Raw genomic sequence first — 23,002 nt, forward strand, 5'->3', positions numbered from 1 at the left:
TTCACAGCGATCGTGTCGACGCCTGAAATCGAGTCGATCACGCTTCGGATGACTGAATCCACGTCCTTGAACAGCCGGGTTGACGTCAAACTCATTTGGTCTTTAGCTCGCACGACGCTCCTGGGCCGCCGCCCTGGCGAGGCGAAAAGTCTGGGGTGCCCTTTCGGTGGTTCACGTGAATCCACCGCCCACGGCCGCGTTGCCAGTTGCAAGCGGCCGTTCGTTCACCGCAACGCCACCTCTCCCCCCGCTACGACCAATCGTTACGAGCCAACCTTCACGCTCATTCCGCCGTCAGCCATCACGACCGACCCGACCATGAAACTGGCTCGCTCGGAGGCAAGGAATAGCACCACTTCCGCGATTTCTTTCGGATCGGCTGCCCGACCGATCGGCGCGCTTTTCCCATGCGCAGCTAACGCAGCGACGCCGTTGCCGTCGGGTGCCACGGTGTCGAGGATATGTGTGAGCACGTCGCCGGAGCCAACAGCATTGACCCGGATGCCGTGCCCGATCGCCTCCAGCGCGAGCGTTCGCGTCAACTGCGCTAGTGCCGCTTTGGACGCGGTATAAGCGGCAATCGTAGGGAACGCAAAGTACGACGCATAAGAAGCCACATTGACGATCGCGCCGGAACGTTGCGGAATCATCGCTTTCATGGCTTCGCGCGAATGCAGGAAAGCACCGGTCACGTTGACATTCATGATCCGCTCCCAGTCGTCGCGCGACATGTCGACCACCAGCTTGTTGATGATGATGCCCGCATTGTTCACGAGCAGATCCAGCCGTGAAAATCGATCCATGGCGAGCGCCACTGCTTTTTCGGCGCTGCCCTCCGCGGCGATATCGGCGACGAGCGGCACGACGCTGGGGCTCTCCATTGCAAGGACCGCCGGATCGACATCCTCGGCTATTACACGGGCTCCACGTGCCACGAGCAGTTCGGTGATTGCGCGCCCGATGCCACTGGCTGCTCCCGTGACGATCGCAACTTTACCTTCAACCTCATTGATGCCTTGCATATTCATTTCCTCAAAAGATGGTTTGCCGACCGATCTGACGAACAGTTCGAAATAGAGTGAGTCCAATGTACATGCAGGATTTTTCGTGAGCCATGGCTGCTGTTCTCGCACCCTTGCCTATAAGTATCAAATGAGCGCGCCTTGCCCGCGTATCGACTATATTGGCCATCGCCATCGAAAACACTGGGGGAAGCATGCTGGCGAGGCAAAGACGAATCGTCGGGCTGATCGAGCGGCTGGCGCCAAACGAGGGATACACGGCATCGATGCTGGCAGGTGTCAGCTTCATGCGTTCGAACCGCTCGCTAGGCCGTACGCCGGTGCTGTACGAACCGAGCATCGTCCTCGTCTGCCAGGGATCCAAGCGCGGCTTCCTTGGAGACGAGGTCTTTCTCTACGATGCGAATCACTATCTGGTGCTCTCAGTGCCATTGCCGTTTTCTACGGAAACCGAGGCCACGCCCGAGGAGCCGCTTCTCGCGGTCACGCTTCGCCTCGATCCGGGCATCACCGCGGACCTGATGCTGGCCGTCGATACGTCCAGCAGGAAGCCACCCGCGGCGCCGCGAGGCATCTATTCCACCCCGCTGAACAACCGGCTGTCGAACACGCTGCTTCGTCTTCTGGAGGCACTGGGCTCACCGTTGGAGGCCCGGATCGTCGCGCCGCTAGTCGTACGCGAAATATTCTTCCTCGTGCTTACCGGTGAGCAAGGCGATGCCATGCGCGCGTCGCTCGCGGCCTCCGGTCATTTCTCGCAGATCGCGCGGGCGCTCCGCCGTATCCACACTGATTACGACAAGCGTATCGATGTGGATACCCTGTGCGGCGAAAGCGGCATGAGTGTCCCGACATTTCATCGCCATTTCAAGGCCGTGACCCACACGACGCCGATTCAATATTTGAAGTCGACGCGGCTGCACCAGGCACGCCTGCTGATGATTCGCACAGGGTTGACAGCAGCCGCTGCGTCGGCAACGGTCGGCTATGAAAGCCCCTCGCAATTCAGCCGGGAATTCAAGCGCGTGTTCGGCCGCTCGCCGACCGAAGAAGTCGAGCAGATGAAGGCGGCGTTCGCCTGGTCTGAGTCGATGCTCGCCATGGAACTTCGATGACAGCGGCAGAGCGATTCCATCGATTCGTTGCATCCGCCGGTTGAATCCGCACCCTTACCCGGCCATCCGATCGGCAAGGACGAATGCTCCTTCTTCGAACATTCACAGACGGTTTGCTATCTCAACGCATCGGCCGGGCAGCAAGCGGAAATGTCAAAGCCTATTGTTCAGGAAGCTACCGAGGGCGGACAACACCTCGTTTGGGGCATCCTCAGGCAGCAGATGCCCGCCGGGCATTCCTCTGCCCGTCACATTCGCCGCCCATCTGGACCATGTATCGAGCGGCGAGATATTCCTTTCCTTCTGTTCTCTCTCGCTCCAAAGCACGAGCACCGGACAGGTGAGCTTTCGGCCCACTGCAAAGTCGTTCGCGTCGTGTTCGAGATCCTCTGACGCCGCGGCGCGATAGTCTTCGCATATGGCGTGACGCACGTCGGGGTTGCGGAATGCGGTGCGATAGGCGTCGAGCGCCAATGGATCGATTCGCTCGAGGCCTCCGGCCATCTTCGCAAGCGCTGCGTCGATGTAGGCATCAGGATGGTTCGCCAGCATCCGCTCGGGAAGGTCCGCAGGCTGCGCCAGAAAAAACCAGTGCCACGCGCTAAGCGCAAAAGCCTTGTCGACACTTGCGAAAGCATCGAGCGTGGGCACGACGGTCAGCGATGCATAGCGGCTGACCCGTTCAGGCTGATCCAGCGCAAGGCGGTACCCGGCGCGCGCGCCGCGGTCATGGCCGACCACGGCGAACCGTTCGTGCCCGAGCCGATCCATCAACGCGACGAGTGCACTGGCCACGCGACGTTTGGTCCATCGTGGCTGATCGTTGTGGAGCCGGCTGGCGCCGTATCCCGGCAGGTCCGGCACGATAACGGTGTGCGATTTCGCGAGGCTCGGCGCGATCAAGCGCCACGCAACGTGGGTCTGCGGATAGCCGTGTAGCAGCAGAACCGGTGATCCACTCCCGCCGATGGCGCCCCGAAACGAGACGTTGTCAGCTTCAATGTCGAGCCTGGCGAAGCCTGGAAAGAAGTCATCTTCAGCAGCTCGTTCGATTTCGGGCGCCATGGGTACCTCCTGATAGAACAGCGCTTATTTCGCGGACGCCGATTTGACGAACTCGGCCAGATCGTGATTGAAACGATCGGGTTCCTCGGCGAACGACGCGTGGCCCGCGTCGGGGTACACCTTGGTTTCAATGTGTGAATTCAGCGCGCTCGCGCGGGCCAGCGTCTTAGGCGTATCGACCAGAGCGTCACGGCCGCCGTAGATAAATAGCAGCGGCACGTGCGCCTTGGCAATCCCGTCGGCGGCAAATGCCGTCATCGCCGGAATTTCTTTCTGCATGTCCCACGATGCCATCGCGGCGTTGGCGAGCAGACGGCTAAACGTGTCGTTGTCCGGACGATGGTTGAAACAAAGCCCGACGAAGGTGCGTTCGCCATCGAGATGGGTCTTCAGGTCCGGGGAATTCATGTCCCGATAGACGTCGGGATGATCGACGATCTGACCCGGCGCGAGTTCAACCACGCCGTCGACGTACACGCCGCCAGCAATGTTGCGATCTCCGTACGCTGCGAGGTAGTTGGAGATCACCACGCCGCCTAGCGACCAACCGACCACGACGGGTTTCGTCGCATGCGAGCCCTCGATGACGGCTTGGAGGTCGTCGGCCCAATGACGCCCATCGTGATAAGGCTCGGCACCGGGCGGTTTATCCGAGAGGCCGTGGCCGCGCAGGTCGTACGTGATGATCCGGTACTGGCGCAATTCGGCGCTTTGCACCTGCGCGTCCCAGTTCAGGCGACTGCCGAGCAGACCGTGGATGAAAATGACAGGCGGGCCGTCGGGGTTGCCGCTTTCCTGAACGGCAAGCTTCACGCCATCCTTCGACGTAACCCTATAGTTCGTGGGGGCTGCTAAAGCATCGGGGGTGGTCGCCAACAGTGTTGCCACGGAGACTGCGGCGGCCATCAGGTAATTCAGCATTCGGGTAAGCATGATGAGGTCTCGAGAGAGAAAGAGCGCTTAGTCTCGAGCCTCACACTGATGTCAGGGTCAAGCGATTCGTGATAGTCTTTTTTATGGGCACGATGGCCTGTCTCGTGAACAGGATGCCTCCCCACATGAACCAGACGCCTGCGCAGACATTGCTGACAATCGGAGAGCTTTCGCAACGCACCGGCGCAAGCGTTCGTTCGATCCGCCACTATGACGAACACGAATTGCTCGCCTCGGTGCGTGGGAGCAATGGCTACCGCATGTTCCCCGACAAGGCGGTCACGCAGGTTAAGCAAATCCGGCGCATGATCGCGACCGGTTTCACCATCGAGGACATTCGCGGTTTTCCGGACTGCATGCTTCTGCTCGAAGGCGCCCGCACCTGCGACCAGATCAGCGATGTCCAGCGGCAGCGCCTCGAAACCATCGAACGTCAGATCGCCGACCTCGAGCGGCGCCGCATACGGCTCCTGAAGACCTTGTCGGAAGGCGCGATTCCGCCGATTGACTGACGCGGTAGCGGCGCTCGGGTGGTCAAAGAAGCTCCTCTCCATGAGTTCGTTCCATTGGCGCGAATCTCACTTTTAGTGTCGTTCGACGACGGCCGGTCCCGCTGTCTGTCCATAACCTGCTGAGCCCGTACCGGCCTTCATCTTTAAAACCGTACCGGTACTGTACCGGACCACCTCGCTAGAATGTACTCCACTGTCCTCTCGCCGACACCGGAGCCATCATGTCTTACTTCACTCTCAGTGCGTTGCCCGCCGGCATTCTGTTCGCGCTCGTCACCACCATCACGCCCGGCCCGAACAACACCATGCTGCTCGCCTCGGGTGTCAACTTCGGCTTTCGCCGCACGCTGCCACATCTTTCCGGCATCAGTCTCGGCGTCGTGCTGTTGATGCTGTCGGTCGGCATCGGTCTCGGGGAAGCCTTCGTCCATTTCCCCGTGCTGTACACGGTGCTCGAAGTCGCGAGCGTCGCTTATCTGCTGTATCTCGCGTGGAAAATCGGCACGTCGGGCGAGTTGAAGGTGAAGTCGGGCGAACGCCGGCCGATGCGCTTTCACGAAGCGATCGCGTTCCAGTGGGTCAATCCGAAGGCATGGATGATGGTGCTGACCGCCGCCACGACGATCCATCTCAGCGAGAGCTACAGCATGAACGCCATTGCGATGGCGGTGATCTTCTACGTGATCGGCTTTCCGTGCATCTGCCTGTGGGCCGGCTTCGGCACCGCGATGCGCCAGGTGCTGGCGGACCCGAAGCGCTTGCGCATTTTCAACGTGGCGATGGCACTGTTGCTCGTGTTCTCGCTGTACCCGATCGCACTGCGCCTGATCGGCGTGAGCGCCTGATCGGGCTGAACGGACCAGCCTAGAGCGTTCCTCGCCCGACTCGTTCGATGAAGCGCCACAGCGCGTCGTCGAGCGAGTACGGCGCATTGAAACGGAACCAGGCGCTCGGCGCATCGTCGGGACGGAAGTAGGAACCCGGCGCGAGCCAGATGCCGTGCGACAGGGCGGCCGTCGCCACTTCGCCGGCCCGCCCGGCCTCGATCGGCAGACGCGCCCACAGAAAGAGCCCGGCGCGCGGCCGGTGGAACACCTCGAGACCGAGCGAATCGAGCCGCTCCTCGACGTTCGCGTGCGCGAGCTTGAGCCGCTCGTTGACCGCTTCGACATGACGCGCGTAACGCCCTTCGAGCAGCACCTTGTCGACGATCCGCTCGATCGCCTCCGACGACGTCAGCCCCACCGCCATTTTCGTGCGCGCCAGTTCGCGCAGCACGGCCTGCTCGGCGACCACGTAGCCGCAGCGCAGCCCCGGCGTCACCGTTTTCGAAAAGCCGCCCACGTAGAGCACGCGCTGCAGGCCTTCCATCGCGGCAAAGAGCGGCGCGCCGGACGGCGCGAGTTCGCGGCTCACGTCGTCCTCGATTACCCACATGCGCTGGCGTTCGGCGATCTGCAGCAGCCGGAACGCCGCCGACATGCCGAAAGTCGCGCCGGTCGGATTCTGCAGCGTGGTGTTCACGAAGATCGCCTTCGGTTTGTGCTCGGCGACCAGCGCTTCGAGCACGTCCGTATCGACGCCCGCCGGTGTGCGCGGCACGCCATGCACGACCAGTCCCGCCAGCTTCAGAATCTGCAGCAGGTTGCAGTAGCCAGGATCTTCGACGATCACGACATCGCCCGCGCGCAGCAGCGTGCGCACGATCAGATCGAGCCCTTGGGTCGCACCCTGCGTGAGCAGCACATTGGAAACGTCGACGGGCAGGCCGCGCCGGTCGAGCTGTTCGGCGATCCGCTCGCGCAGCGGCGCGAAACCGTATGGATGCCCGTAGTCGCCGAGGCGCGCCGCCGGCACCCGGCTCGTCGCGCGCAATGCGTGCTGCAAGCCGGTCTCGTTGATCCACTCGTTCGGCAGCCAGCCGCCGCCGGCTTTGATCGGCACCGAATGGTCGGCGAACACGTCGGACAGCAGCCAGGTCGCGGTGAGGCTCGGCGGCTGCCAGTCGGTGGCGGCCGTGCGCGTGGACGGCGCGCGCGCCGCCACGCGGTAGCCGGAGCCGCGCCGCGCGACCACGAGGCCCATCGACACCAGCCGGTTGTACGCCTCGGTGACCGTGAAGGTGCTCAGCTGATGGCTCTGCGCGAGTTGCCGCACCGACGGCAACAACGCGCCCGCGCGCAGCGACTGCGCCTCGATGGCGCGCGCGAAGCCTTGTACCACTTGCTCGACGAGCGTGGGAGCGGCGCGCCGGTCGCGCGCAAGTTCTAGTTCGATCATGGTCAGCACGAAATCGGGGCGAAGAGGCGGGTCGCCGCAAGCGGCCAGGCGGCCGACGTGGCGCCTCCTCGTCGACACAGTTGGCGCCAATCCGCCAACACAGTTGGCATCACACTACGTCAACTGTTTATGCCGCCATTAAACCGCGAACGCTACAGTTTCGCCATGCCCCAATGGAAAATCCCCTTGGGGAGACCACTTCGAGGAGATGCCCACATGACTTCGCGCCCCGTCATCGACGATCTGTCGTCCTTCTGGATGCCCTTCACCGCCAACCGCCAGTTCAAGGCCGCGCCGCGCCTGCTGGAATCGGCCAAGGGCATGTACTACCGCAGCACGGACGGCCGCGAAGTGCTCGACGGCTGCGCGGGTCTGTGGTGCGTGAACGCCGGCCACGGCCGCGACGAGATCGTCGCCGCGATCACCCAGCAACTGTCGACGCTCGACTTCGCGCCGACCTTCCAGATGGGCCACCCGCTCGCCTTCGAGGCGGCCACCAAGGTCGCCGAACTGATGCCGGCCGGCCTCGATCGCATCTTCTTCACGAACTCGGGTTCGGAATCGGTCGACACCGCGCTGAAAATCGCGCTCGCGTACCACCGTTCGCGCGGCGAAGCGCAGCGCACCCGGCTGATCGGACGCGAACGCGGCTATCACGGCGTGGGCTTCGGCGGCATTTCGGTCGGCGGTATCGCGCCGAATCGCAAGACCTTCTCCGGCGCGCTGCTGCCGGCGGTCGATCATCTGCCGCATACGCACAACCTCGAACACAACGCGTTCTCGAAGGGTCAGCCCGCGTGGGGCGCACATCTGGCCGAGGAACTGGAGCGCATCGTCACGCTGCACGATGCGTCGACGATCGCCGCGGTGATCGTCGAACCGGTGGCCGGCTCGACCGGCGTCCTGATTCCGCCGCAAGGCTATCTGCAGAAGCTGCGTGAAATCTGCACGAAGCACGGCATCCTACTGATTTTCGACGAAGTGATCACCGGTTTCGGCCGGGTCGGCAAAGCGACTGCCAGTGAATACTTCGGCGTCACGCCCGACCTGATCACGCTGGCGAAGGCCATCAACAACGCGTCGATTCCGATGGGCGCGGTCGCGGCCAGCCGCACGATCCACGACACGATCGTCAACAGTGGCGCGCAAGGCGCGATCGAGCTGTTTCACGGCTACACGTATTCGGCTCACCCGGCCGCAGCGGCCGCAGCGGTGGCGACGCTCGACCTGTATCGCCGCGAAGGCCTGTTCGAGCGGGCAGCCACACTGGCGCCGACCTTCGAGGCCGCCGCTCATTCGCTGCGCGGCGCGAAGCACGTGAAGGACGTGCGCAACCTCGGCTTGATCGCGGGCGTCGAACTCGAATCACGCGACGGCGCACCGGGCGCTCGGGCTTACGAAGCGTTCGTCAAATGCTTCGAGGCGGGTGTGCTAGTGCGCTTTACGGGCGACATCCTCGCGTTTTCGCCGCCGCTCATCATCAACGAAGAGCAGATCGCGCATATCTTCAAGACCGTGGGTGACGTGCTGGCGACCGTGCAGTAAGCGGCGACCGCGCAGTATGCGCGGGGCTGGTGTAAAAGCGGGCGCAAGCGTTGCATGCGCCCGTTTCCTTTTGAAAGGACGCGTGAGCCTGCCCGGCGGCGAACACGTTGTGCACCCGCGCGAGCAAGCGTGAACGACGCGCGCAAGACTCGCGTATGCGTCGCATTCGTCGGTGATGCATACGCATGGCTCCTCACGCGCCGCCTTCTCATGGGAACGCTCGTGAAGCCGCCTCTGCGCCACCTCGTTAATGATGCGCCCGCGAAGCCCGCGTATGCGCCGCCTTCTTCGCCGCCGCCGACCGAGCCGCCGCACCCTTCGTCTCAGCAGCCTTCTTCGCCGCCGCTGACCGGCTCGCCGCCGGGCGTTTGGCCGCCGCCGATTTCGCCTGCTTCGACATCGCCGCAGGCGACGCCCCGGCGCTGCTTTCGCGCTTCAGCGCATTGGTGGAGGCACGTGAGCGCTTCGCGCTCGGCTCCGTGCTCGCGCTCTTGCGCGCCGTGCTCTTGTGCTGCCCGGCGGCGTTGTCCTTGTCCGCTTTCTTGCGGGTCGCCTCGCTCGCCGTGCCTTTCTTCGGCGACTTCACGCCGACGCCCGCGCGACGCGCTTCCGACAGGCCGATCGCGATCGCCTGCTTCGCCGACCTGACGCCGTGCTTGCCGGCGCGCACCTTGTCGACCTGTTCCTTGACGAACTCTCCTGCCTGGGTGCTCGCTGACTTGCCGGCGCGTTTGTCGGCCGCGGCACGCTTGAGGGTTTTCTGTTCTGGCATGACGGTTCTCCAGTTGACTGTGGCATCTGTCATGTAGCAACGGCTGTGCCGCGGGCGGCGAGTCTGCCGGTGAGGATCGGCCGAACGACGCCGAAACTCCGGCATTTCAATCGGCGGGGCTCGCGTCCGTCAGCGCGACGGCGTATGGTGTCAGCAAGGGTTGGCGCCACGGTCCGGCCCGACGGGAGACATCCATGAAGATACCTACCGTTCGCGCGGGAGCGCATATCGAAGGCGTGCACTGGGTCGCCGAATACGCGGAAGACGTTCACGAGATTCGCGTGTTTCGCGAAGGCCAGGAAGTGGATGTGCACAACGCGCCATCCACACTCTTCGGCGATGAAGAGAATGCAGGGTCCAAGAGCACCGCCGATCATCGCGCAGTCGAAGCCGCGGTGCTGGCTTATCTGCGACGCTTCGTCATCGAGCACGACGCCGAGGAGTAGCGCGGTCGCTCGTGTGCCGAGCGGCACGGTTTGGCTTTTTGCATGAGACAGAAAGGGTAACTTTGCCGTACGCGGCAATCATGTTCTGCGCACGTCTCATGATGCGGCAAGGGGCCCGGGTTAGCAGCGAACACCGGCTTGCACTTTGTCCAAACGACCCGTACTTCTATGCGCATTGGTCGCCTCGCCCAACCGGCCACATCGGAACGTTCGATAGGGTCGGGACGATCGATCGCCCTGACCTGTGTCGTGCACCGTTAAACGGTGCCGCCTGAACCGAACGAAGCCCGGATGGCCTTCGGGCAATGCTGCATAGGAAATTACATGGACACCGTTTCCGATCTTTCAGTTTTACTAAAAACGTTAGAGCCGGCGCTTAACCCGGGCGTGTTTGTGTTTGCTTCGGTCAAAGACGGCCATGCCATTGACCCAGCCGTCATCGTTGCGTCAATCCGGGAGCCGGAGGGCTTGTCGGTCATTACGAGTGAGGCAGACGCGGCGACCAACGGTTTGAATCCGTTGTTCAAATGCGCCTGGATTACGTTGACCGTCAATTCAGCCTTGGATGCGGTGGCTTTGACCGCAGCCTTCGCCAGTGCATTAGGTCGTTCCGGCATCAGTTGTAACGTCGTGGCGGGCGCGTACCACGATCACATTTTTGTTCCCCTCGAATCGGCACAAACGGCAATGCACGTACTTCATCAATTGCAGACGGATGGAGGCATCGCATAACGACTGGCAGATGGCGTTTCAAGAGGGTGACAGCCGAAACTTGGGTGAGCTTTGAACCAAGGCTCCGCCTACGCGATTAAACCGTCACGACAATCTTGCCGAATTGTTCGTTCGACTCGAGAAAGCGATGCGCCTCGACAATCTGGTCGAACGGAAAGGTTCGCGCGATGGCTCATGACCGCATTCAGGCGGGCGCGCTTGTCCAGCTATTGCCGGATCAGCCGGCATTTCTCTACGACGCCTATGCACTGTGGCTACAGACACCTCACTTGCCGTTGAAGGTCCGCCTTGCTGTCGATGCCTTGGCGGACGAATTGCCCCACTTCATGACGCGAGCGGTGGAAACATCGCCGGCGCACGCAGGTCCAGCTTAAGCCTCCCGAAACACGGCCGCTTCGAGACACCGATTAGCCTGGGTCGGTTGGCTGTTCCTCTGCGCTCGCCGCAACTTTGACGCGCTTTCGCCGAGTGCCTCCAGGCAATTTCACTGATGAAGTCCGCGTGAGACCCCAGCATTCTTTTTTTGTCAGTAGAATGCTGCAATCGCAAAGATCCGGACTGGGCCGAAACAGGCTGTCGCGAGGTGACGCGATAAGCGAAATGCATAACTTGTCTGGCCGATGCGGATCAGGAGGAAGTGGTACGGCGCCCGGAAAGAACGGGTTGCCGGGGCGGGCACTGAAACATCGATGGCGACGCTTCGTCGCCTGGACCAGGGAAACCATCGACGCTGAACCGGCCGCCCTGCTGGTCCGGGTACGGCACCAGATTTCAAACCGACTTTGTCGTCGTACTTACCTAGCCACAAATACTGTGTATTCCAAAACGCAAATCGATCCGGTAGTGAGCTTCCGCAACTCGCAGGGCGAGCAGGTGCGGGGCACGATCATCAATCTCCAGCGCAAGTCCCTGGTGATGGAGGTCTATAACCCGTACTCGATCGTCCAGGTCAGCGAGGTGCTGAACGACCTGTCGGTCAAGATGGGCGTGGAACACGCCTATTCGGGCAAGGCGGTCGTCATCAGTATGGTCAATACCGGCCTGACAGCCATTGTCTCGGTGACGCTGATCGCCGAGTGGCGGGAACTGAGTGGCGGCACGCTGGAAGCACGCGCGGTGGGGGAAGAAGCCCGCCGGTTCGCGCAGGACTGGACTGAGCGTTTCCAGATCCGCCGCGACTACCAGATCGCGGTCAATCAGATCCGGGCTTTCCTCTCAGACATGTCGCGCTGGGTCGAACAGGCGGACCTGGCCGACACCATGCCGAAGGAAGGCAAGAGCCTGCGCGAGGACTTCTTCCTCGAACTGGCGTCGCCACTGATGGAAAGGACCAAGCTCTACTTCGACGAATTCGAAGCCGAGGCGCAATTGGTCGACGAAGAGCTGGCGCCGGCACACCGCGCCTTTGCCCAGGCCGCGCTCCACCCCCTGCTGCTGCGCTCGCCCTTCGTCTTCCGCACCTTCACGAAGCCGCTGGGTTATGCCGGTGACTACCAGATGGTCAACCAGATGCTCGACGATCCCCGCCAGGGTCCGAGCACGTATTTCCAGATCGTCAACGCGGCCTTCCTGCAGACGGCTGTGGCACGCGCGCACCGCAATCGCGTCGATCTGCTGGTGGACTACCTGACCCGGCTGGCCAATGAAGCGCGCGCCGCGCGGCGGCCGTTCCGGGTGCTGAACGTGGGTTGCGGCCCCGCTCAGGAGATCCAGCGTTTCATGCATGAATACGACGAACCGGAGTGGCTGACGTTCGAGCTGCTCGACTTCAGTCAGGAGACACTGGACTGGACGCGCGAGCGCCTCGCGTCGATCGCGCAGAAAATGGGTAGGCGCATGACCATCAGCTACACGCATGATTCGGTGCACCACCTGCTCAAGCGCCGGATGGATGCGGATGCACCGGACGTCCGCGAGTTCGACGCGGTCTATTGCGCGGGCCTCTTTGACTACCTGTCCGACAAGGTCTGTGCCCGGCTGAACCAGCATTTCGCCAGCCGCACCAGACTGGGCGGCCGCCTGCTGGTCACCAATGTCCACGCCGACAACCCGGAGCGTTTCAGCATGGAGCACGTGCTGGAGTGGTACCTGATCTATCGCAACGAGGCACAGATGGCGGAAATCATGCCGGAGAACTGCGGCGAGCCGCGCCTGTACACGGACTCGACCGGGGTTAACGTGTTCGCCGAGGTGGTGATCGGCCAGCAACAAGTAGCCTGAGATGACGACATCCCTGGCTGGGCTACATTCGAACTATCGGGAAGAGTTACGCGACTACCGGTTGCTGTGCAGCAAGGCCGGCGGCCTGACCGTGATCGCGCTCGTGCTGATGGGCGTGGCGCTGGACTATGTCGTGTATCCGGCTGAGCAGGCGCGCTTTGCCATCGTTCGGGTGCTCACCAGTGCCGCGATTGGCCTGGCATTGCTTTCGCTCTATACGAAAACGGGCAAACGCCAGGTGCAGGTCATCACCTTCCTCTGGCTGCTGCTGCCGCAGGCAATGATCTCCTGGATGATTTACGTCACGCAGGGCGAGGAGTCGCTGTTCTATGCCGGGCTCATGCTGACGATCTTCGCGGTCGGTATCCTGTTCCCCTCCGGCTACCGGCAGACGCTGGCATTTGGCCTCGCCACGGTCTGCCTCTACTACATCGCCTGCCGCGCACATCCGGATGGCATACAGAACCCGAGCAAGTTTCAGTTCCAGCTGATCCTGATCTTCTTCTGCGCGCTGGCCAGCTCCATTTACACCTTCTTCAACGAGAAGGGCCGTTTCCAGCTATTCCGGTTAAAAGATGAGCTGGCGCAGAAAAACGACCAGCTCGCCCGTACCAATGAAAGTCTGGCGCAGATCAAAGGCCAGTTGCTGCAACAGGAGAAGATGGCTGCAATCGGCACGTTGTCCGCGGGACTGCTCCACGAGGTCAACAACCCGGTGAACTTCTGCCTGATGGCCATCGAAATAGCCATGGAGGAACCGCAGGCCCAGGACAGCCCGTCGATGCTGGAGTGCCTGACGGATGTCAAGCAGGGCATGCAGCGCATCCAGCACATCGTGTCGGACCTGAAGACCTTCGCCTACCGCAAACCCGGCGCGGCGGCCGACGATGTGCCGTTCCTGTTCGAGAAGGCGCTCGACTCGTCGACCCGGCTGAGCGCGCACGAGCTGCGCGGCGTGAAGCTCACGCGCGAGCTGCCCGGCGACACCCTCGTTCTCGGCGACGAAGCCGCCATCATCGGCGTACTCATCAACCTGTTCTCGAATGCCGCTCTGGCCATGCACAAAGCCGGCACCGTATCGCCGCAGATTCATGTCACGGCGCAATGGCACGACGACCGCCTGCACGTGAATGTGCGCGACAACGGCCCGGGGATCGCCGCGGAGAATCTGGCGCGCGTGTTCGAACCATTCTTCACTACCCGCGAAGTCGGCCAGGGCCTTGGCCTTGGCCTGTCCATCAGCTATGCGGTGGTGGAGCGGCACGGCGGCATACTGTTTGCAGAAAGCGAGTTGGGCAAGTGGACCGCGTTCAACTTCGACCTGCCGCGTGTCGAGTGATGTCGAGATGAGAGAAACCCCGCAAGCTCGGCAGACTGTCGTCTATGTCGATGATGAGGAGTTGGCCCGCAAGTACTTTGCGCGCGCGGCCGGCAGCGACTATGAGGTACTGCTCGCCAGTGGCGCGGACGAGGCGATGTCGATCCTGCGCCGCGAAGGCGCACGGGTGGCGATCCTGGTGACCGACTTCCGCATGCCCGGCCGGCACGGCGACGACCTGCTGCGGCAGGTCTGCCAGGAGTATCCGCATATCGTGCGGATCCTGGTGACAGCCTACGCGGACAACAACGCGCTCCAGGGCGCGGTCAATTCTGGCGAGGTGTTTCGAATCCTGGAGAAACCGCTAGGCGTGGGCAGGGTCCGCGAGGTGCTGGCATCAGCGACAACAGCCCCAGTGTTGCGCCCGGGCTGATGCAGCGCTTGCCGGTCGCCCCAGTTATCACGAACGCCGGCCTTGGCGGGCTTCGGCATGATTTTCTGCAACCGCGTCATGCAGTCCTTTGGCAGGAGTATCAGGATCGCATCCGCGTCCGGCGGCGGCAGGACCGTGACGCCGGAATTCCCAAATTTCGAGGATCGAATGCACAGGAGTGACCAATGAGCAATACGATTGCCGACCAGACACCGCCCCCGGCGATTCTGTTCGTTGATGACGAAGCCACCGCGCTCAAATACTTCGAGCGCGCCATCGGCGCGATCGCGCCGGTGGTGACGGGCGCCTCCGTGGAGGACGGCAAGGCAATGCTGGATGCCCACGCCGCCAGCCTGGCCGTGCTGGTGTCCGACCAGCGCATGCCCGGCGAATATGGCAACGAACTTCTGCGCTATGCGCGCGAGCGCTATCCGCACATCGTCCGGATCCTGACGACGGCCTATTCGGAGCTGGACCAGACTGTCGAGGCCGTCAATCAAGGCCAGATTCATCGCTATATCAAGAAGCCGTGGGACATCACCGCGCTGCGCATGGAGATGAAGCAGGCGCTGGAGCTGTCGGGACTGCGCAAGGAACGCGACCAACTCGTGCGCGAGAAGCTGGGGGTGCTGCAAACGCAGACCGTGGCCACCCGCATCGGCATAGTACACACGCTGTGCGCCAGCCTGATCGGCCCGGGCCGCTTCCAGCCGGTGGAAACCTACCTGGCCGGCACCGAGCTGGCTGGCACGCGCAATGTGGAGCCGGACTGGCAGCGTATGGACTACGCCGACCTGGTGCATGCCGAGAGCGAATGCAGCGGCAGCTTCGGCCACGCGGTCAGCACACGCCTCGCGGAGTTGCGTACGCAGAATGCCGGCCGCAGCGCTGTCGATGCGGTGCAGGTCTTCGCTGAAGTCCTCGGCGCCACAGTACGCGGCGGCGGCGATGCGCTGATCTGGACTTCGCCGACCACGCTCAACGAGTTCCTTACCCGGCCGGTGGGTCAGGCCGTATCGGCCGAGCACGCTGCATGGCTGGCCTGCCTGCTGTGGCTGGAAGAAGCCGGCGGCGCCCTGCAGTTTGTGCGTGAAGGTGACACTATCGTCTGCCGGGCCGGCACACGCGCGGCCAGTTTTGCGGCCGACCGCCTCGCGGTCTGGATCGAGCGGTTCTCGGAGCGGGCGTTCGGCTAGGTAAGGAGACGATCCGCGCTCAAAGCGGGCGCGACAGGGGCGGAGGTCGGCTCGTCAGGCCGCAGTGCGAATGACCGCTGTCCCCTGAAAAGACGTCGGGCCAGCCGAGGGTTGAGCGGCCGAGAGGCGTCGGGTGCGCCAATTCGCGGACGTACCGGTCATTGCCGAACGGCTGTAACGCGGAGGGTGCGAACGGCGGCTTCATTCCCTGAGGCAATCAGTCAAGCGGCCTGAGGGGAAAGCATCAGATTTCCAAGAAGGGGCGAGCCGCGCTTTTCAATGCATTCAAATAGATGCTTTCGTCGTAGCGTCTGCCCGTCTGCCAGCAGCGGAAGAGGCTCCGCCGGACTGTCGTCAACCGAGCCCGCTACAATGGATGCTAGCTAAAAGACGAATGCGACCAGCCATGTATCTTCCCTCGATCCCTCGAGCGCGGAAACGAACAGTCCGGCCAGTCTGGCTTGCTGTGTGCACCGCGCTCCTTCTGTCGACGCCAGCCATCCATGCACAGGATGAAAAGCCGGGTATTGCTTTCTCCACGATCGAGCCCGATGCACCACTGCCCGCAGGCTGGAAGAACCTGCCGGTCGCGCACGGCAAGCCCACGACACAATACACGCTTGTTCGCGATGGCCACACCACCGTCCTGCAGGCGGACGCGAACCGCTCCGCCTCTGCGCTGATGCACGAGGGTAATATCGACCTCGTCCGCACCCCCGTCGTGGCATGGCGCTGGAAAGCAGAGAGGCCGATCGAGGGCGCCGACAACCGCGTCGGATCGAAGGAAGACGCGCCAGCGCGACTAGTGTTCACCTTTGACGGCGACAAAAGCAAGCTGTCGCTTTTCGACCGGGCCAAGATGGACCTGGCAAAGCGCCTGGGTGGCGAAGAGCTGCCCTATGCCACGCTGATGTATATCTGGTCGACCACCGCCGCGCCAGGCACCGTCATTGCCAATCCTCACACGGACCGCGTACAGATGATCGTGGTCTCAGGTCTGCCCGGCGACGCGGGTCAGTGGCAAAGCCTGCGCCGCAATATCGTGCAAGACTATGAGCGGATCTTTCACGAACCGCCGGGACAAATCAGCGGCTATGGGCTGCTGACCGATACCGACAATACCGGTACCACGACACGCGCCTGGTACGGAGACATCCAGTTCCTGCCCGGGCCTTGATAACGCAATGCCACCGGCTTCTTCCAAAAGCGCATCTCGCTGCTGTCGAGTGGCGTTCGGCCGACCTTATCAGGCGGCGATCGGCCAGAGCGAGACAGTCGACTGAGCCTCCTAAATCGCCGACAATCGGACACGCACAAACTCGACGAGGGTGAAGGTGTCGCTGCACGTTGATAACGAAAGCTACATCAGTCGGCTGAGGAAAAAGGTTGGAAGGGATTTGATTTTGAGTCCCTCCGTTGCAGCCGTGATTCACCATCATCAAGGCAAACTGCTGCGCGTTGCCCGACGCGTTGCTGCCCGGCGTCGCATCGCTGCTCGACTCGATGCATGCGAGCGCGCGGCCACTTGCCGTCGCTCTCGACGAAGCGGAACCCGGCGATGATGCACAGGGGCGCTTGAAATCGCCGCGGACGTGCGCGCACGAAAGCGTTCGGCCGTCGACGTGACGCGGGCGAGGCGTGCTCGCTTACGCCAGTTCGCTGGATTGCATCGGCGGCTTTGCGAACGATGTCCGCGATCTCGCGGCGCTTTATTCGGTACTCGATGACAATGCATCGGACGAGCGCGAATCGCGCCTGAGAGTCGGCATATTGAGCGGGTACTTTGAAACGTACGCATCGCAACAAGCGCGGGACGCAGTGCTGGAAACAGCATCGCTCTTCGGGCCGAACGAATCGATCGACATGTCCGAGGACGATATGCAGCTCGGGCGCGGCGCGGCGACGATCGTCTCGAACGTGGAGGTGGCGACCGCGCACGCGAATCTGCTCGACGCGCCGGAATACACCGTCTCGCCCCGCCTGCGCACGCGCCTCCTCGGCGGCGCGTTGAGTCCGGCCGCGTGGTACGCCCGTGCGCTAAGCTAAGCGATGCCACGTACGACGCCGCTGTCGCGCGCTTCGGTCATACGGGTCGTCGTGAATCTCGTCGGGTTGCTGGGCTACTACGCGCTCGTGGCGATGACGCTCAAGACGTTCGGGATGCGCGCTGAGGGGCAGACCGATCTGCCCTTCGCGGAGTGACGCCGTTTCGCCGACGCGTTACTCGAATGCCTTGTCGTTCGGCTCGGCAAAGAGCTTCTGCATCGTCCCGCTCATCGGGAATTCAAAATTAATGTTCTTCGGCGGCACCGGTTTCGTGAACCACTTGTCATACAGCGTCTTGATCTCGGGGCTTTTCATCACTTGGCTCATTGCATCGTCGACGAGCTTTTTGAACTCCGGGTCGTCCTTGCGCATCATGAAGCCGTAAGCCTCCGATGACTGCGGCGTGCCAACCAGCACCCAGTCCGAGGGCTTCGCCGTCAGGGAGCGCGTGCCGGCCAGCAGAACATCGTCCATCATGTAAGCGACTGCGCGGCCGGTTTCAAGCGTCGCGCGTCCCTCGCCGTAGTCCTTCGCGCTGATGATATTCATGTTCATTTTCTTTTCTTCGTTCATCTTGCGAAGAATGCGCTCGGACGTCGTGCCCTGATTCGTCACTACGGTTTTGCCCGCGAGATCGGGAAAGTCCTTGATGCCGGAATCCTTCCTCGTGAGCAGACGCGTCGTCGCGACAAAGAATGTGTCGGAAAACGCGACCTGGTTCTGGCGCGCCGTGAGATTCGTCGTCACGCCGCATTCGAGATCGATCGTGCCGTTCTGTACAAGTGGAATGCGGTTCTGCGACGTCACTGGAATGAAGCGCACGCGCAGATCGGGGTGCTGCGTCTTCACCTTCACCGCGTCGATCACCTTGTTGCACAAGTCCTGCGAAAACCCAACGACATTGTTGTTGGTATCGACATACGAAAACGGCACGGATGTTTCTCGATGGCCGATCGCGATCAGATTCGTGCTTTGAATCTTGGCAAGTGTCGGCTGGCTTCCTTGGCCGTGGCTCGTCCCCGTGACGAGCGAGAGCGCAATAAGCGCGAAAGCTGATGCGAGCAGCGGCTTCGTTTTCATAGATTACTCGTCTGATGTGGATGATACATATGTTGCCATGAAAAGAAATACCGCTACATATGTATTTACCCATAGTTCCGCGTTCGGGCCGACTGTCCTAAGGGTTTTCACTTCAATCGAACGCCGGCGGCGCTGCTCGGCCTCGTCGGCATCACAAGAAGTGTTGCGCAGTTAGAAGGCGGCGAACTGTCGTACGTTCACCCACGTGCCAGCTCAACCGCTTGAGTGATTGAGACGCGCTGGAAAGGGTCCGCAGTGCTTCCTGCATGCAGACTGCGTGGGATAGGCTTTTGAGTTGCGCAACGCCGTAATGACCGTAAGCATCCGTTTGCGGCCACCACAGGTCGGCAGTTGCAAATGGCAGTCAAGGTTCGATACGGGAAATTCGCGCAGGACGCCGGCATCCGGCAAGAGCGCAGTCGCCAAACTTCCGGAGGCGGCCAGGAAGAGACTTCGCGAAAATCGTCCCAAGGGTCCGCTCCCGACCGGGAAGCGGACGTCCGCGCTATCAGCCTATTTGATCTTTGCCGCAGCGGAAACTTTACGTACTCCCTCTTGCGGGTCTTCATTCGAGTTCATGAAGTTCGTCACGACGTCGGTAATTGCACCTTCGGTGGCCGACGACTGGACATCGCCAAAAGCGAACGACGGAAAGAACGTGTTGGATTTAATTGTGGATTGCTCATCCGCGTATGACTTCTTCGCGCAGGCGTCGAACTTGTCCATGGGGACGTCCTGCCGGACAGGAATGGAGCCTTTGTAGAGACTGAACTGTTCCTGGAAATTGGGGGACATGATCGTCCGGGCAAGCGCAAGTTGTCCGGGCGTCGCTTCTTTTTTGCCGTTCTGCTGGAAGAACACGAACGAGTCTACCGTGTAGGTGAAGGCGTTTGACGTGCCAGGTGCAGCGGCGCAGATATAGTCGATGTCGGCTTTCTTGTTCGCATTCGCGAACTCGCCTTTCGCCCAGTCCCCCATGAATTGCATCCCGCCGGATCCGTTGATAACCATCGCGGTCGCAAGATTCCAGTCGCGCCCCGCGGAGCTTTTGTCGAAGCAACCCTGAATCCTTCGCACAATCTGGAATACCTGCAACATCTGGGGGGAAGTGAGTGTTTTCTGGTCGAGATCAATTAAGGCTTTGCGATAAAAATCCGCGCCCTGAGAAAGCACAACCGCCTCCCAGATGGTCATGTCTTGCCAGGGCTGGCCACCACGCGCGACGGGCGTCATGCCGGCAGCACGGAATTTGTCGGCGAGCGCGAAGAACTCCGGCCACGTCGCGGGCGGCTTGCCTCCCACTTTATCGAGGTTGGCTTTGTTGATCCACAGCCAGTTGATCCGGTGCACCGAGAATGGCGCGGCCACGTAGTGGCCTTTTGACATCATGGTCTTGTTGATTTGCGCTGGCAATTGGGCTTTCCAGTCGGTGGCGGATTTATCTATATCGACCAGCACCCCTTGATCGGCCCAGTCCTGTATCAGCGGCCCTTTGATCTGTGCAGCCGACGGCGCGTTACCGGACATGACCTGGGTCTTCAACGCCGTCATGGCAGCCGCACCCGCTCCTCCTGCTACGGCAAAGTCTTTCCACTCGTAGCCCTGTTTATTCATGTCGTCCTTGAGCACTCTGATCGCTTTAGATTCGCCGCCCGAGGTCCACCAGTGCAACACGGAAAGTGACTCGGCAGCGCTTGCGACCTCTGCGCCTGTAGCGAGCGCGGCTGCGACAATTGCGACTGACATGAATGCTCTTTTCATTGCTGTCTCCGTTAGTTATCTTTATGAATCCCCAGACAGGCACACGCCACGATGGCGTGCGCCACGAGCGCTTACAGATCGAAACCGAGTTGGGCTTTACCGAGAGGCGTCAGGTCGTTGACGGTAGCCCGCCCGACAAAGTCGACTTCGAAATCATCAGTCGGGAAGTCAGGCGGGCTCTTGCCTTCCAGGAAGCTCGGCAACTGGCGCTTGAGGTACTCGTCGTTTTTGGCACACGCGGGCGCAGAAGGGATATACATCACGTTGCTGTAGCCTGCACCGCGATGCGCGTCTTCCACTGCGTGGATCACGTCGCTGTGCCAGAACACCGTATCGCCTGCTTGCATGTGGGGAATCGATGACAGCGCGTCGAAAAGCGGTGCATGGTATTCCGGCTTAATCGAAAGCGCGCGGCCAGGCATCGCCCCGCACAGATCGTCGTCTGCAACGTCGTCCTGAAGGGCGCGCAACAGGATATAAGCCATCGAGTTCGCGATAGGCACGAGTTGCAGTGTGCCGTCGCCAGGCCCTTGCGGCGTCAACGCAGTCCACCCCTGAAATGTGCGGAACATCGAACACACTGCGGGCGACGCGATCTCTTCTACGTCCGGCCGGAACGCGGCGTCGAACGGATCGTATTGGCGCCAGTTGCCGTCAAACACATGGCGGTACACCTTGCGGAAGTTCCCCTCGATCCACCGCTCGACGGAGCCGCCGTCACAATGCGCCGACAAGCCCAGCGACGCGGAACCAGGCGGCCGTCGACGCATACGGTCGGCATAAACCGGAACATGCTCGGGATCGAAGTGAACCCGGCCTTCACTTTCGTTGCGCCACAAACGGTTAAGGAATACGCGAGCCGCAGTCAGCGACGGCGCCTGGCGCGCGAGGACTTGCGGCTTTGACCAGTACACGCCGTAAATCTGCGGCTTGCTCGATGCGAGCTGGCCAAAGTATTTGTCTTCGGCGCGCGTTTTTAGCCGCGTATCCAGGTCGTTGCGCTCGACATAGTCTGCGATGTCGCGGTCCCAGCCTTCCACCAGAGCGCGGTCGAACACGTTGCGGATCACGCATGCACCGCGCGTTTTAACGAGTTCGATCTGCTCTGCGCTTACGCGCTGCTCCGCGATGTCGGAGAACTGGATTTCAGGGATCACGTTTTCGCCGCGGCTGCGTTGCGCGGCAATTCTGCTGGCGTCGGCGCGGATCGCTTCATCCACTTCGGCGAACACTTCACGATAGTTCGGGAGTCGTTCGCGAAGCTCCTGTTTGGCCAGCCGGATGGCTGCCGGTAAATCGTCGATCTTGAGTGCCATGGTCGTCTCCTTATGGTTCTGCCATATGCGCAGCATAGGCTGACCGCGCGCCCAAAAGTGATACGATCCAGACAATTACTTTGCGACTTTCGCCATGAAACCAGCATACGAACACGTCGAATTTGGCGACGACTGCTCGGTCAGGGTTTACCACCGGCGTCTGCCGCGCATTCCGTTTGAATGGCACCATCATCCCGAGTACGAATTGACGCTGACGCTGAATAGTCACGGCAAGCGCTATATCGGGGATTCAATCGCGAACTATGTGGACGAGGATCTGGTTCTCGTGCCGCCGAATCTTCCGCATACGTGGGCGTCGAACCGTTCAATTGACCCGGCTTCTCCTCAGGTTGCAATCGTGATCTGGTTCAGCGGCGACTGGGCGCGCCGGCTCGCGGATGTCTGCCCGGAATATGCGCCATTGCGTGACCTGTTGCGTAGGGCAGCCTGCGGCTTGGCATTCAGTCCGCAGGTCGGCGCCGCGATGCGCGCACAGGTTCAGAATCTGCTGTCCAGCTCCGCGCGAGAACGCCTTGCCGCTGCGCTGAATGTCTTGTGCATGCTCGCAGTAGTGCCAGGTGATCCGCTTGCATCGCCGACCGCGTTTAGCGACCGGGCAGAGGGGCCTTCGGGCCACGAACCGGAACGTATAAACCGCGTGCTGTCGATGATCGACCTACGTTTTGCTGAACCGCTGCGTCTATCCGAACTGTGCGAGGCTGCCAATGTGTCGGAGCGTTCTCTGACTCGCTACTTCGAGCAGCACATTGGAGAGAGCGTCGGGCGATACATCGCGCGGGTCAGGATTGGACACGCTTGCCGGATGCTCGCGCATACATTGACTCCCGTTTCCGTTGTTGCAGCCCACTCCGGGTTTCCGAACGTGGCCAACTTCAACCGGCAGTTCAAGGCATTGAAGCAACTGACGCCCTCCGCTTACCGCAGACAGTTTGCAGCCGGCAATTTTGCCGAAGCAGCCTCCAGTTCGCGGATCGACGAACGGTCACCCTCGTTGCAGCGGAACCCGCGACTACCGAAATCGATCGCGTGACTTGGGCAAGCGCCCAAGACGCGGTTTGGAACTGACTGCACTGGGATGGCTTCTCGCGGAGCAGGAGCGGCCGTTCAAGTCGGTTTGTGATCCGGCCGCTCCGGGTCCGATCACTGAAGTTCAGCAATGGTAGGCTGCCGCGCCTTGCAGCGCTGACTT

The 23,002-nt window shown here is 61.6% G+C and carries 22 protein-coding genes and 2 pseudogenes; 15 read left to right on the forward strand and 9 right to left on the reverse strand.

Going from position 1 to position 23,002, the window contains the following annotated elements; translation table 11 throughout:
- Positions 1-263 precede the first annotated feature (263 nt).
- Positions 264-1,028 (reverse strand): SDR family oxidoreductase, encoded by a 765-nt coding sequence (locus tag B0G69_RS29885; RefSeq protein WP_121323962.1) that lies wholly within the window; start codon positions 1,026-1,028, stop codon positions 264-266.
- A 188-nt stretch (positions 1,029-1,216) separates the two neighbouring features.
- Between B0G69_RS29885 and B0G69_RS29890 the strand changes: the two genes are divergently transcribed.
- Positions 1,217-2,137, forward strand: coding sequence for an AraC family transcriptional regulator (locus B0G69_RS29890; RefSeq protein WP_121323502.1), 921 nt, complete (start codon positions 1,217-1,219; stop codon positions 2,135-2,137).
- 153 nt (positions 2,138-2,290) lie between these two features.
- Here the strand turns inward: B0G69_RS29890 and B0G69_RS29895 are convergent, their stop codons facing one another.
- Together B0G69_RS29895 and B0G69_RS29900 are read right to left on the reverse strand one after the other, a co-directional pair.
- Entirely contained in the window at positions 2,291-3,202 is a 912-nt protein-coding gene (locus B0G69_RS29895; protein ID WP_121323503.1) for an alpha/beta hydrolase, read from the reverse strand.
- A gap of 24 nt (positions 3,203-3,226) precedes the next feature.
- On the reverse strand, positions 3,227-4,135 hold the full coding sequence (locus B0G69_RS29900) for an alpha/beta hydrolase (RefSeq protein WP_121323504.1): 909 nt from the start codon (positions 4,133-4,135) through the stop codon (positions 3,227-3,229).
- 125 nt (positions 4,136-4,260) lie between these two features.
- Between B0G69_RS29900 and B0G69_RS29905 the strand changes: the two genes are divergently transcribed.
- Together B0G69_RS29905 and B0G69_RS29910 are read left to right on the forward strand one after the other, a co-directional pair.
- Entirely contained in the window at positions 4,261-4,647 is a 387-nt protein-coding gene (locus tag B0G69_RS29905) for a MerR family transcriptional regulator (RefSeq protein ID WP_121323505.1), read from the forward strand.
- A gap of 221 nt (positions 4,648-4,868) precedes the next feature.
- Complete coding sequence (locus tag B0G69_RS29910; RefSeq protein WP_121323506.1) at positions 4,869-5,492, forward strand: LysE family translocator; 624 nt, start codon at positions 4,869-4,871, stop codon at positions 5,490-5,492.
- Positions 5,493-5,511: 19 nt separating this feature from the next.
- Here B0G69_RS29910 and B0G69_RS29915 read toward each other — a convergent pair whose 3' ends face one another.
- Positions 5,512-6,927, reverse strand: coding sequence for a PLP-dependent aminotransferase family protein (locus B0G69_RS29915; RefSeq protein ID WP_121323507.1), 1,416 nt, complete (start codon positions 6,925-6,927; stop codon positions 5,512-5,514).
- A gap of 216 nt (positions 6,928-7,143) precedes the next feature.
- Here B0G69_RS29915 and B0G69_RS29920 point away from each other — a divergent pair, with 216 nt between their 5' ends.
- Entirely contained in the window at positions 7,144-8,472 is a 1,329-nt protein-coding gene (locus B0G69_RS29920) for an aspartate aminotransferase family protein (protein WP_121323508.1), read from the forward strand.
- A 247-nt stretch (positions 8,473-8,719) separates the two neighbouring features.
- Here the strand turns inward: B0G69_RS29920 and B0G69_RS29925 are convergent, their stop codons facing one another.
- Complete coding sequence (locus tag B0G69_RS29925) at positions 8,720-9,244, reverse strand: DUF6496 domain-containing protein (protein WP_121323509.1); 525 nt, start codon at positions 9,242-9,244, stop codon at positions 8,720-8,722.
- A 194-nt stretch (positions 9,245-9,438) separates the two neighbouring features.
- On the opposite strand from B0G69_RS29925, the gene B0G69_RS29930 reads away from it, so the two are divergent.
- A complete protein-coding gene (locus tag B0G69_RS29930; protein ID WP_042326185.1) occupies positions 9,439-9,690 on the forward strand; it encodes a hypothetical protein in 252 nt (83 codons plus the stop codon).
- Between the two features lie 324 nt (positions 9,691-10,014).
- Complete coding sequence (locus B0G69_RS29935; protein ID WP_121323963.1) at positions 10,015-10,422, forward strand: ACT domain-containing protein; 408 nt, start codon at positions 10,015-10,017, stop codon at positions 10,420-10,422.
- Between the two features lie 76 nt (positions 10,423-10,498).
- On the opposite strand, the pseudogene B0G69_RS29940 reads toward B0G69_RS29935, so the two are convergent.
- A pseudogene (locus B0G69_RS29940) lies at positions 10,499-10,591 on the reverse strand (zinc-binding dehydrogenase); the annotation flags it as partial.
- Between B0G69_RS29940 and B0G69_RS29945 the strand changes: the two are divergent.
- The 8 genes and pseudogenes from B0G69_RS29945 to B0G69_RS29985 all read left to right on the forward strand — a co-directional run.
- Positions 10,590-10,796 carry a hypothetical protein gene (locus tag B0G69_RS29945; protein ID WP_241991509.1) on the forward strand — a complete coding sequence of 69 codons (207 nt, stop codon included), beginning with the start codon at positions 10,590-10,592 and terminating at the stop codon, positions 10,794-10,796. The pseudogene B0G69_RS29940 and the gene B0G69_RS29945 overlap by 2 nt on opposite strands.
- Positions 10,797-11,235: 439 nt before the next feature.
- Entirely contained in the window at positions 11,236-12,642 is a 1,407-nt protein-coding gene (locus tag B0G69_RS29950; RefSeq protein ID WP_121323510.1) for a class I SAM-dependent methyltransferase, read from the forward strand.
- Position 12,643: 1 nt separating this feature from the next.
- Positions 12,644-13,981, forward strand: a complete 1,338-nt coding sequence (locus B0G69_RS29955) for an ATP-binding protein (protein ID WP_121323511.1) — start codon at positions 12,644-12,646, stop codon at positions 13,979-13,981.
- 7 nt (positions 13,982-13,988) lie between these two features.
- A complete protein-coding gene (locus B0G69_RS29960; protein WP_241991510.1) occupies positions 13,989-14,393 on the forward strand; it encodes a response regulator in 405 nt (134 codons plus the stop codon).
- 185 nt (positions 14,394-14,578) lie between these two features.
- The gene (locus B0G69_RS29965; protein WP_121323512.1) at positions 14,579-15,589 is read left to right on the forward strand and encodes a response regulator; all 1,011 of its coding nucleotides are present in this window, start codon (positions 14,579-14,581) and stop codon (positions 15,587-15,589) included.
- 406 nt (positions 15,590-15,995) lie between these two features.
- A complete protein-coding gene (locus B0G69_RS29970) occupies positions 15,996-16,766 on the forward strand; it encodes a DUF3047 domain-containing protein (RefSeq protein WP_121323513.1) in 771 nt (256 codons plus the stop codon).
- 461 nt (positions 16,767-17,227) lie between these two features.
- Positions 17,228-17,635: a hypothetical protein gene (locus tag B0G69_RS29980; protein ID WP_121323514.1), complete on the forward strand. Its 408-nt coding sequence runs from the start codon at positions 17,228-17,230 to the stop codon at positions 17,633-17,635.
- A pseudogene (locus B0G69_RS29985) lies at positions 17,629-17,791 on the forward strand (carboxymuconolactone decarboxylase family protein); the annotation flags it as partial. The gene B0G69_RS29980 and the pseudogene B0G69_RS29985, both read left to right, overlap by 7 nt.
- Before the next feature lie 18 nt (positions 17,792-17,809).
- Here B0G69_RS29985 and B0G69_RS29990 read toward each other — a convergent pair.
- The 3 genes from B0G69_RS29990 to B0G69_RS30000 all read right to left on the reverse strand — a co-directional run bounded on the left by B0G69_RS29990 (position 17,810) and on the right by B0G69_RS30000 (position 21,792).
- Positions 17,810-18,715, reverse strand: coding sequence for a glutamate/aspartate ABC transporter substrate-binding protein (locus B0G69_RS29990; RefSeq protein ID WP_121323515.1), 906 nt, complete (start codon positions 18,713-18,715; stop codon positions 17,810-17,812).
- A 513-nt stretch (positions 18,716-19,228) separates the two neighbouring features.
- Positions 19,229-20,476: an ABC transporter substrate-binding protein gene (locus B0G69_RS29995; RefSeq protein ID WP_121323516.1), complete on the reverse strand. Its 1,248-nt coding sequence runs from the start codon at positions 20,474-20,476 to the stop codon at positions 19,229-19,231.
- A 71-nt stretch (positions 20,477-20,547) separates the two neighbouring features.
- Complete coding sequence (locus B0G69_RS30000; RefSeq protein ID WP_121323517.1) at positions 20,548-21,792, reverse strand: DUF1479 domain-containing protein; 1,245 nt, start codon at positions 21,790-21,792, stop codon at positions 20,548-20,550.
- Between the two features lie 94 nt (positions 21,793-21,886).
- On the opposite strand from B0G69_RS30000, the gene B0G69_RS30005 reads away from it, so the two are divergent.
- Positions 21,887-22,843: an AraC family transcriptional regulator gene (locus B0G69_RS30005; RefSeq protein WP_121323518.1), complete on the forward strand. Its 957-nt coding sequence runs from the start codon at positions 21,887-21,889 to the stop codon at positions 22,841-22,843.
- Positions 22,844-23,002 lie beyond the last annotated feature (159 nt).

Source organism: Paraburkholderia sp. RAU2J (assembly GCF_003634845.1).
Taxonomy (GTDB): domain Bacteria; phylum Pseudomonadota; class Gammaproteobacteria; order Burkholderiales; family Burkholderiaceae; genus Paraburkholderia; species Paraburkholderia fynbosensis.

Bases quoted from the DNA above. Each gene is read 5' to 3' on its own strand.
- B0G69_RS29910 (WP_121323506.1), top strand. From the start codon at position 4,869: ATGTCTTACTTCACTCTCAGTGCGTTGCCCGCCGGCATTCTGTTCGCG.
- B0G69_RS29960 (WP_241991510.1), top strand. From the start codon at position 13,989: ATGAGAGAAACCCCGCAAGCTCGGCAGACTGTCGTCTATGTCGATGAT.
- B0G69_RS29935 (WP_121323963.1), top strand. From the start codon at position 10,015: ATGGACACCGTTTCCGATCTTTCAGTTTTACTAAAAACGTTAGAGCCG.
- B0G69_RS29955 (WP_121323511.1), top strand. From the start codon at position 12,644: ATGACGACATCCCTGGCTGGGCTACATTCGAACTATCGGGAAGAGTTA.
- B0G69_RS29915 (WP_121323507.1), bottom strand. From the start codon at position 6,927: ATGATCGAACTAGAACTTGCGCGCGACCGGCGCGCCGCTCCCACGCTC.
- B0G69_RS29995 (WP_121323516.1), bottom strand. From the start codon at position 20,476: ATGAAAAGAGCATTCATGTCAGTCGCAATTGTCGCAGCCGCGCTCGCT.
- B0G69_RS29905 (WP_121323505.1), top strand. From the start codon at position 4,261: ATGAACCAGACGCCTGCGCAGACATTGCTGACAATCGGAGAGCTTTCG.
- B0G69_RS30000 (WP_121323517.1), bottom strand. From the start codon at position 21,792: ATGGCACTCAAGATCGACGATTTACCGGCAGCCATCCGGCTGGCCAAA.
- B0G69_RS29925 (WP_121323509.1), bottom strand. From the start codon at position 9,244: ATGCCAGAACAGAAAACCCTCAAGCGTGCCGCGGCCGACAAACGCGCC.
- B0G69_RS29920 (WP_121323508.1), top strand. From the start codon at position 7,144: ATGACTTCGCGCCCCGTCATCGACGATCTGTCGTCCTTCTGGATGCCC.
- B0G69_RS29890 (WP_121323502.1), top strand. From the start codon at position 1,217: ATGCTGGCGAGGCAAAGACGAATCGTCGGGCTGATCGAGCGGCTGGCG.
- B0G69_RS30005 (WP_121323518.1), top strand. From the start codon at position 21,887: ATGAAACCAGCATACGAACACGTCGAATTTGGCGACGACTGCTCGGTC.
- B0G69_RS29990 (WP_121323515.1), bottom strand. From the start codon at position 18,715: ATGAAAACGAAGCCGCTGCTCGCATCAGCTTTCGCGCTTATTGCGCTC.
- B0G69_RS29945 (WP_241991509.1), top strand. From the start codon at position 10,590: ATGGCTCATGACCGCATTCAGGCGGGCGCGCTTGTCCAGCTATTGCCG.
- B0G69_RS29900 (WP_121323504.1), bottom strand. From the start codon at position 4,135: ATGCTTACCCGAATGCTGAATTACCTGATGGCCGCCGCAGTCTCCGTG.
- B0G69_RS29970 (WP_121323513.1), top strand. From the start codon at position 15,996: ATGTATCTTCCCTCGATCCCTCGAGCGCGGAAACGAACAGTCCGGCCA.
- B0G69_RS29930 (WP_042326185.1), top strand. From the start codon at position 9,439: ATGAAGATACCTACCGTTCGCGCGGGAGCGCATATCGAAGGCGTGCAC.
- B0G69_RS29895 (WP_121323503.1), bottom strand. From the start codon at position 3,202: ATGGCGCCCGAAATCGAACGAGCTGCTGAAGATGACTTCTTTCCAGGC.
- B0G69_RS29885 (WP_121323962.1), bottom strand. From the start codon at position 1,028: ATGAATATGCAAGGCATCAATGAGGTTGAAGGTAAAGTTGCGATCGTC.
- B0G69_RS29965 (WP_121323512.1), top strand. From the start codon at position 14,579: ATGAGCAATACGATTGCCGACCAGACACCGCCCCCGGCGATTCTGTTC.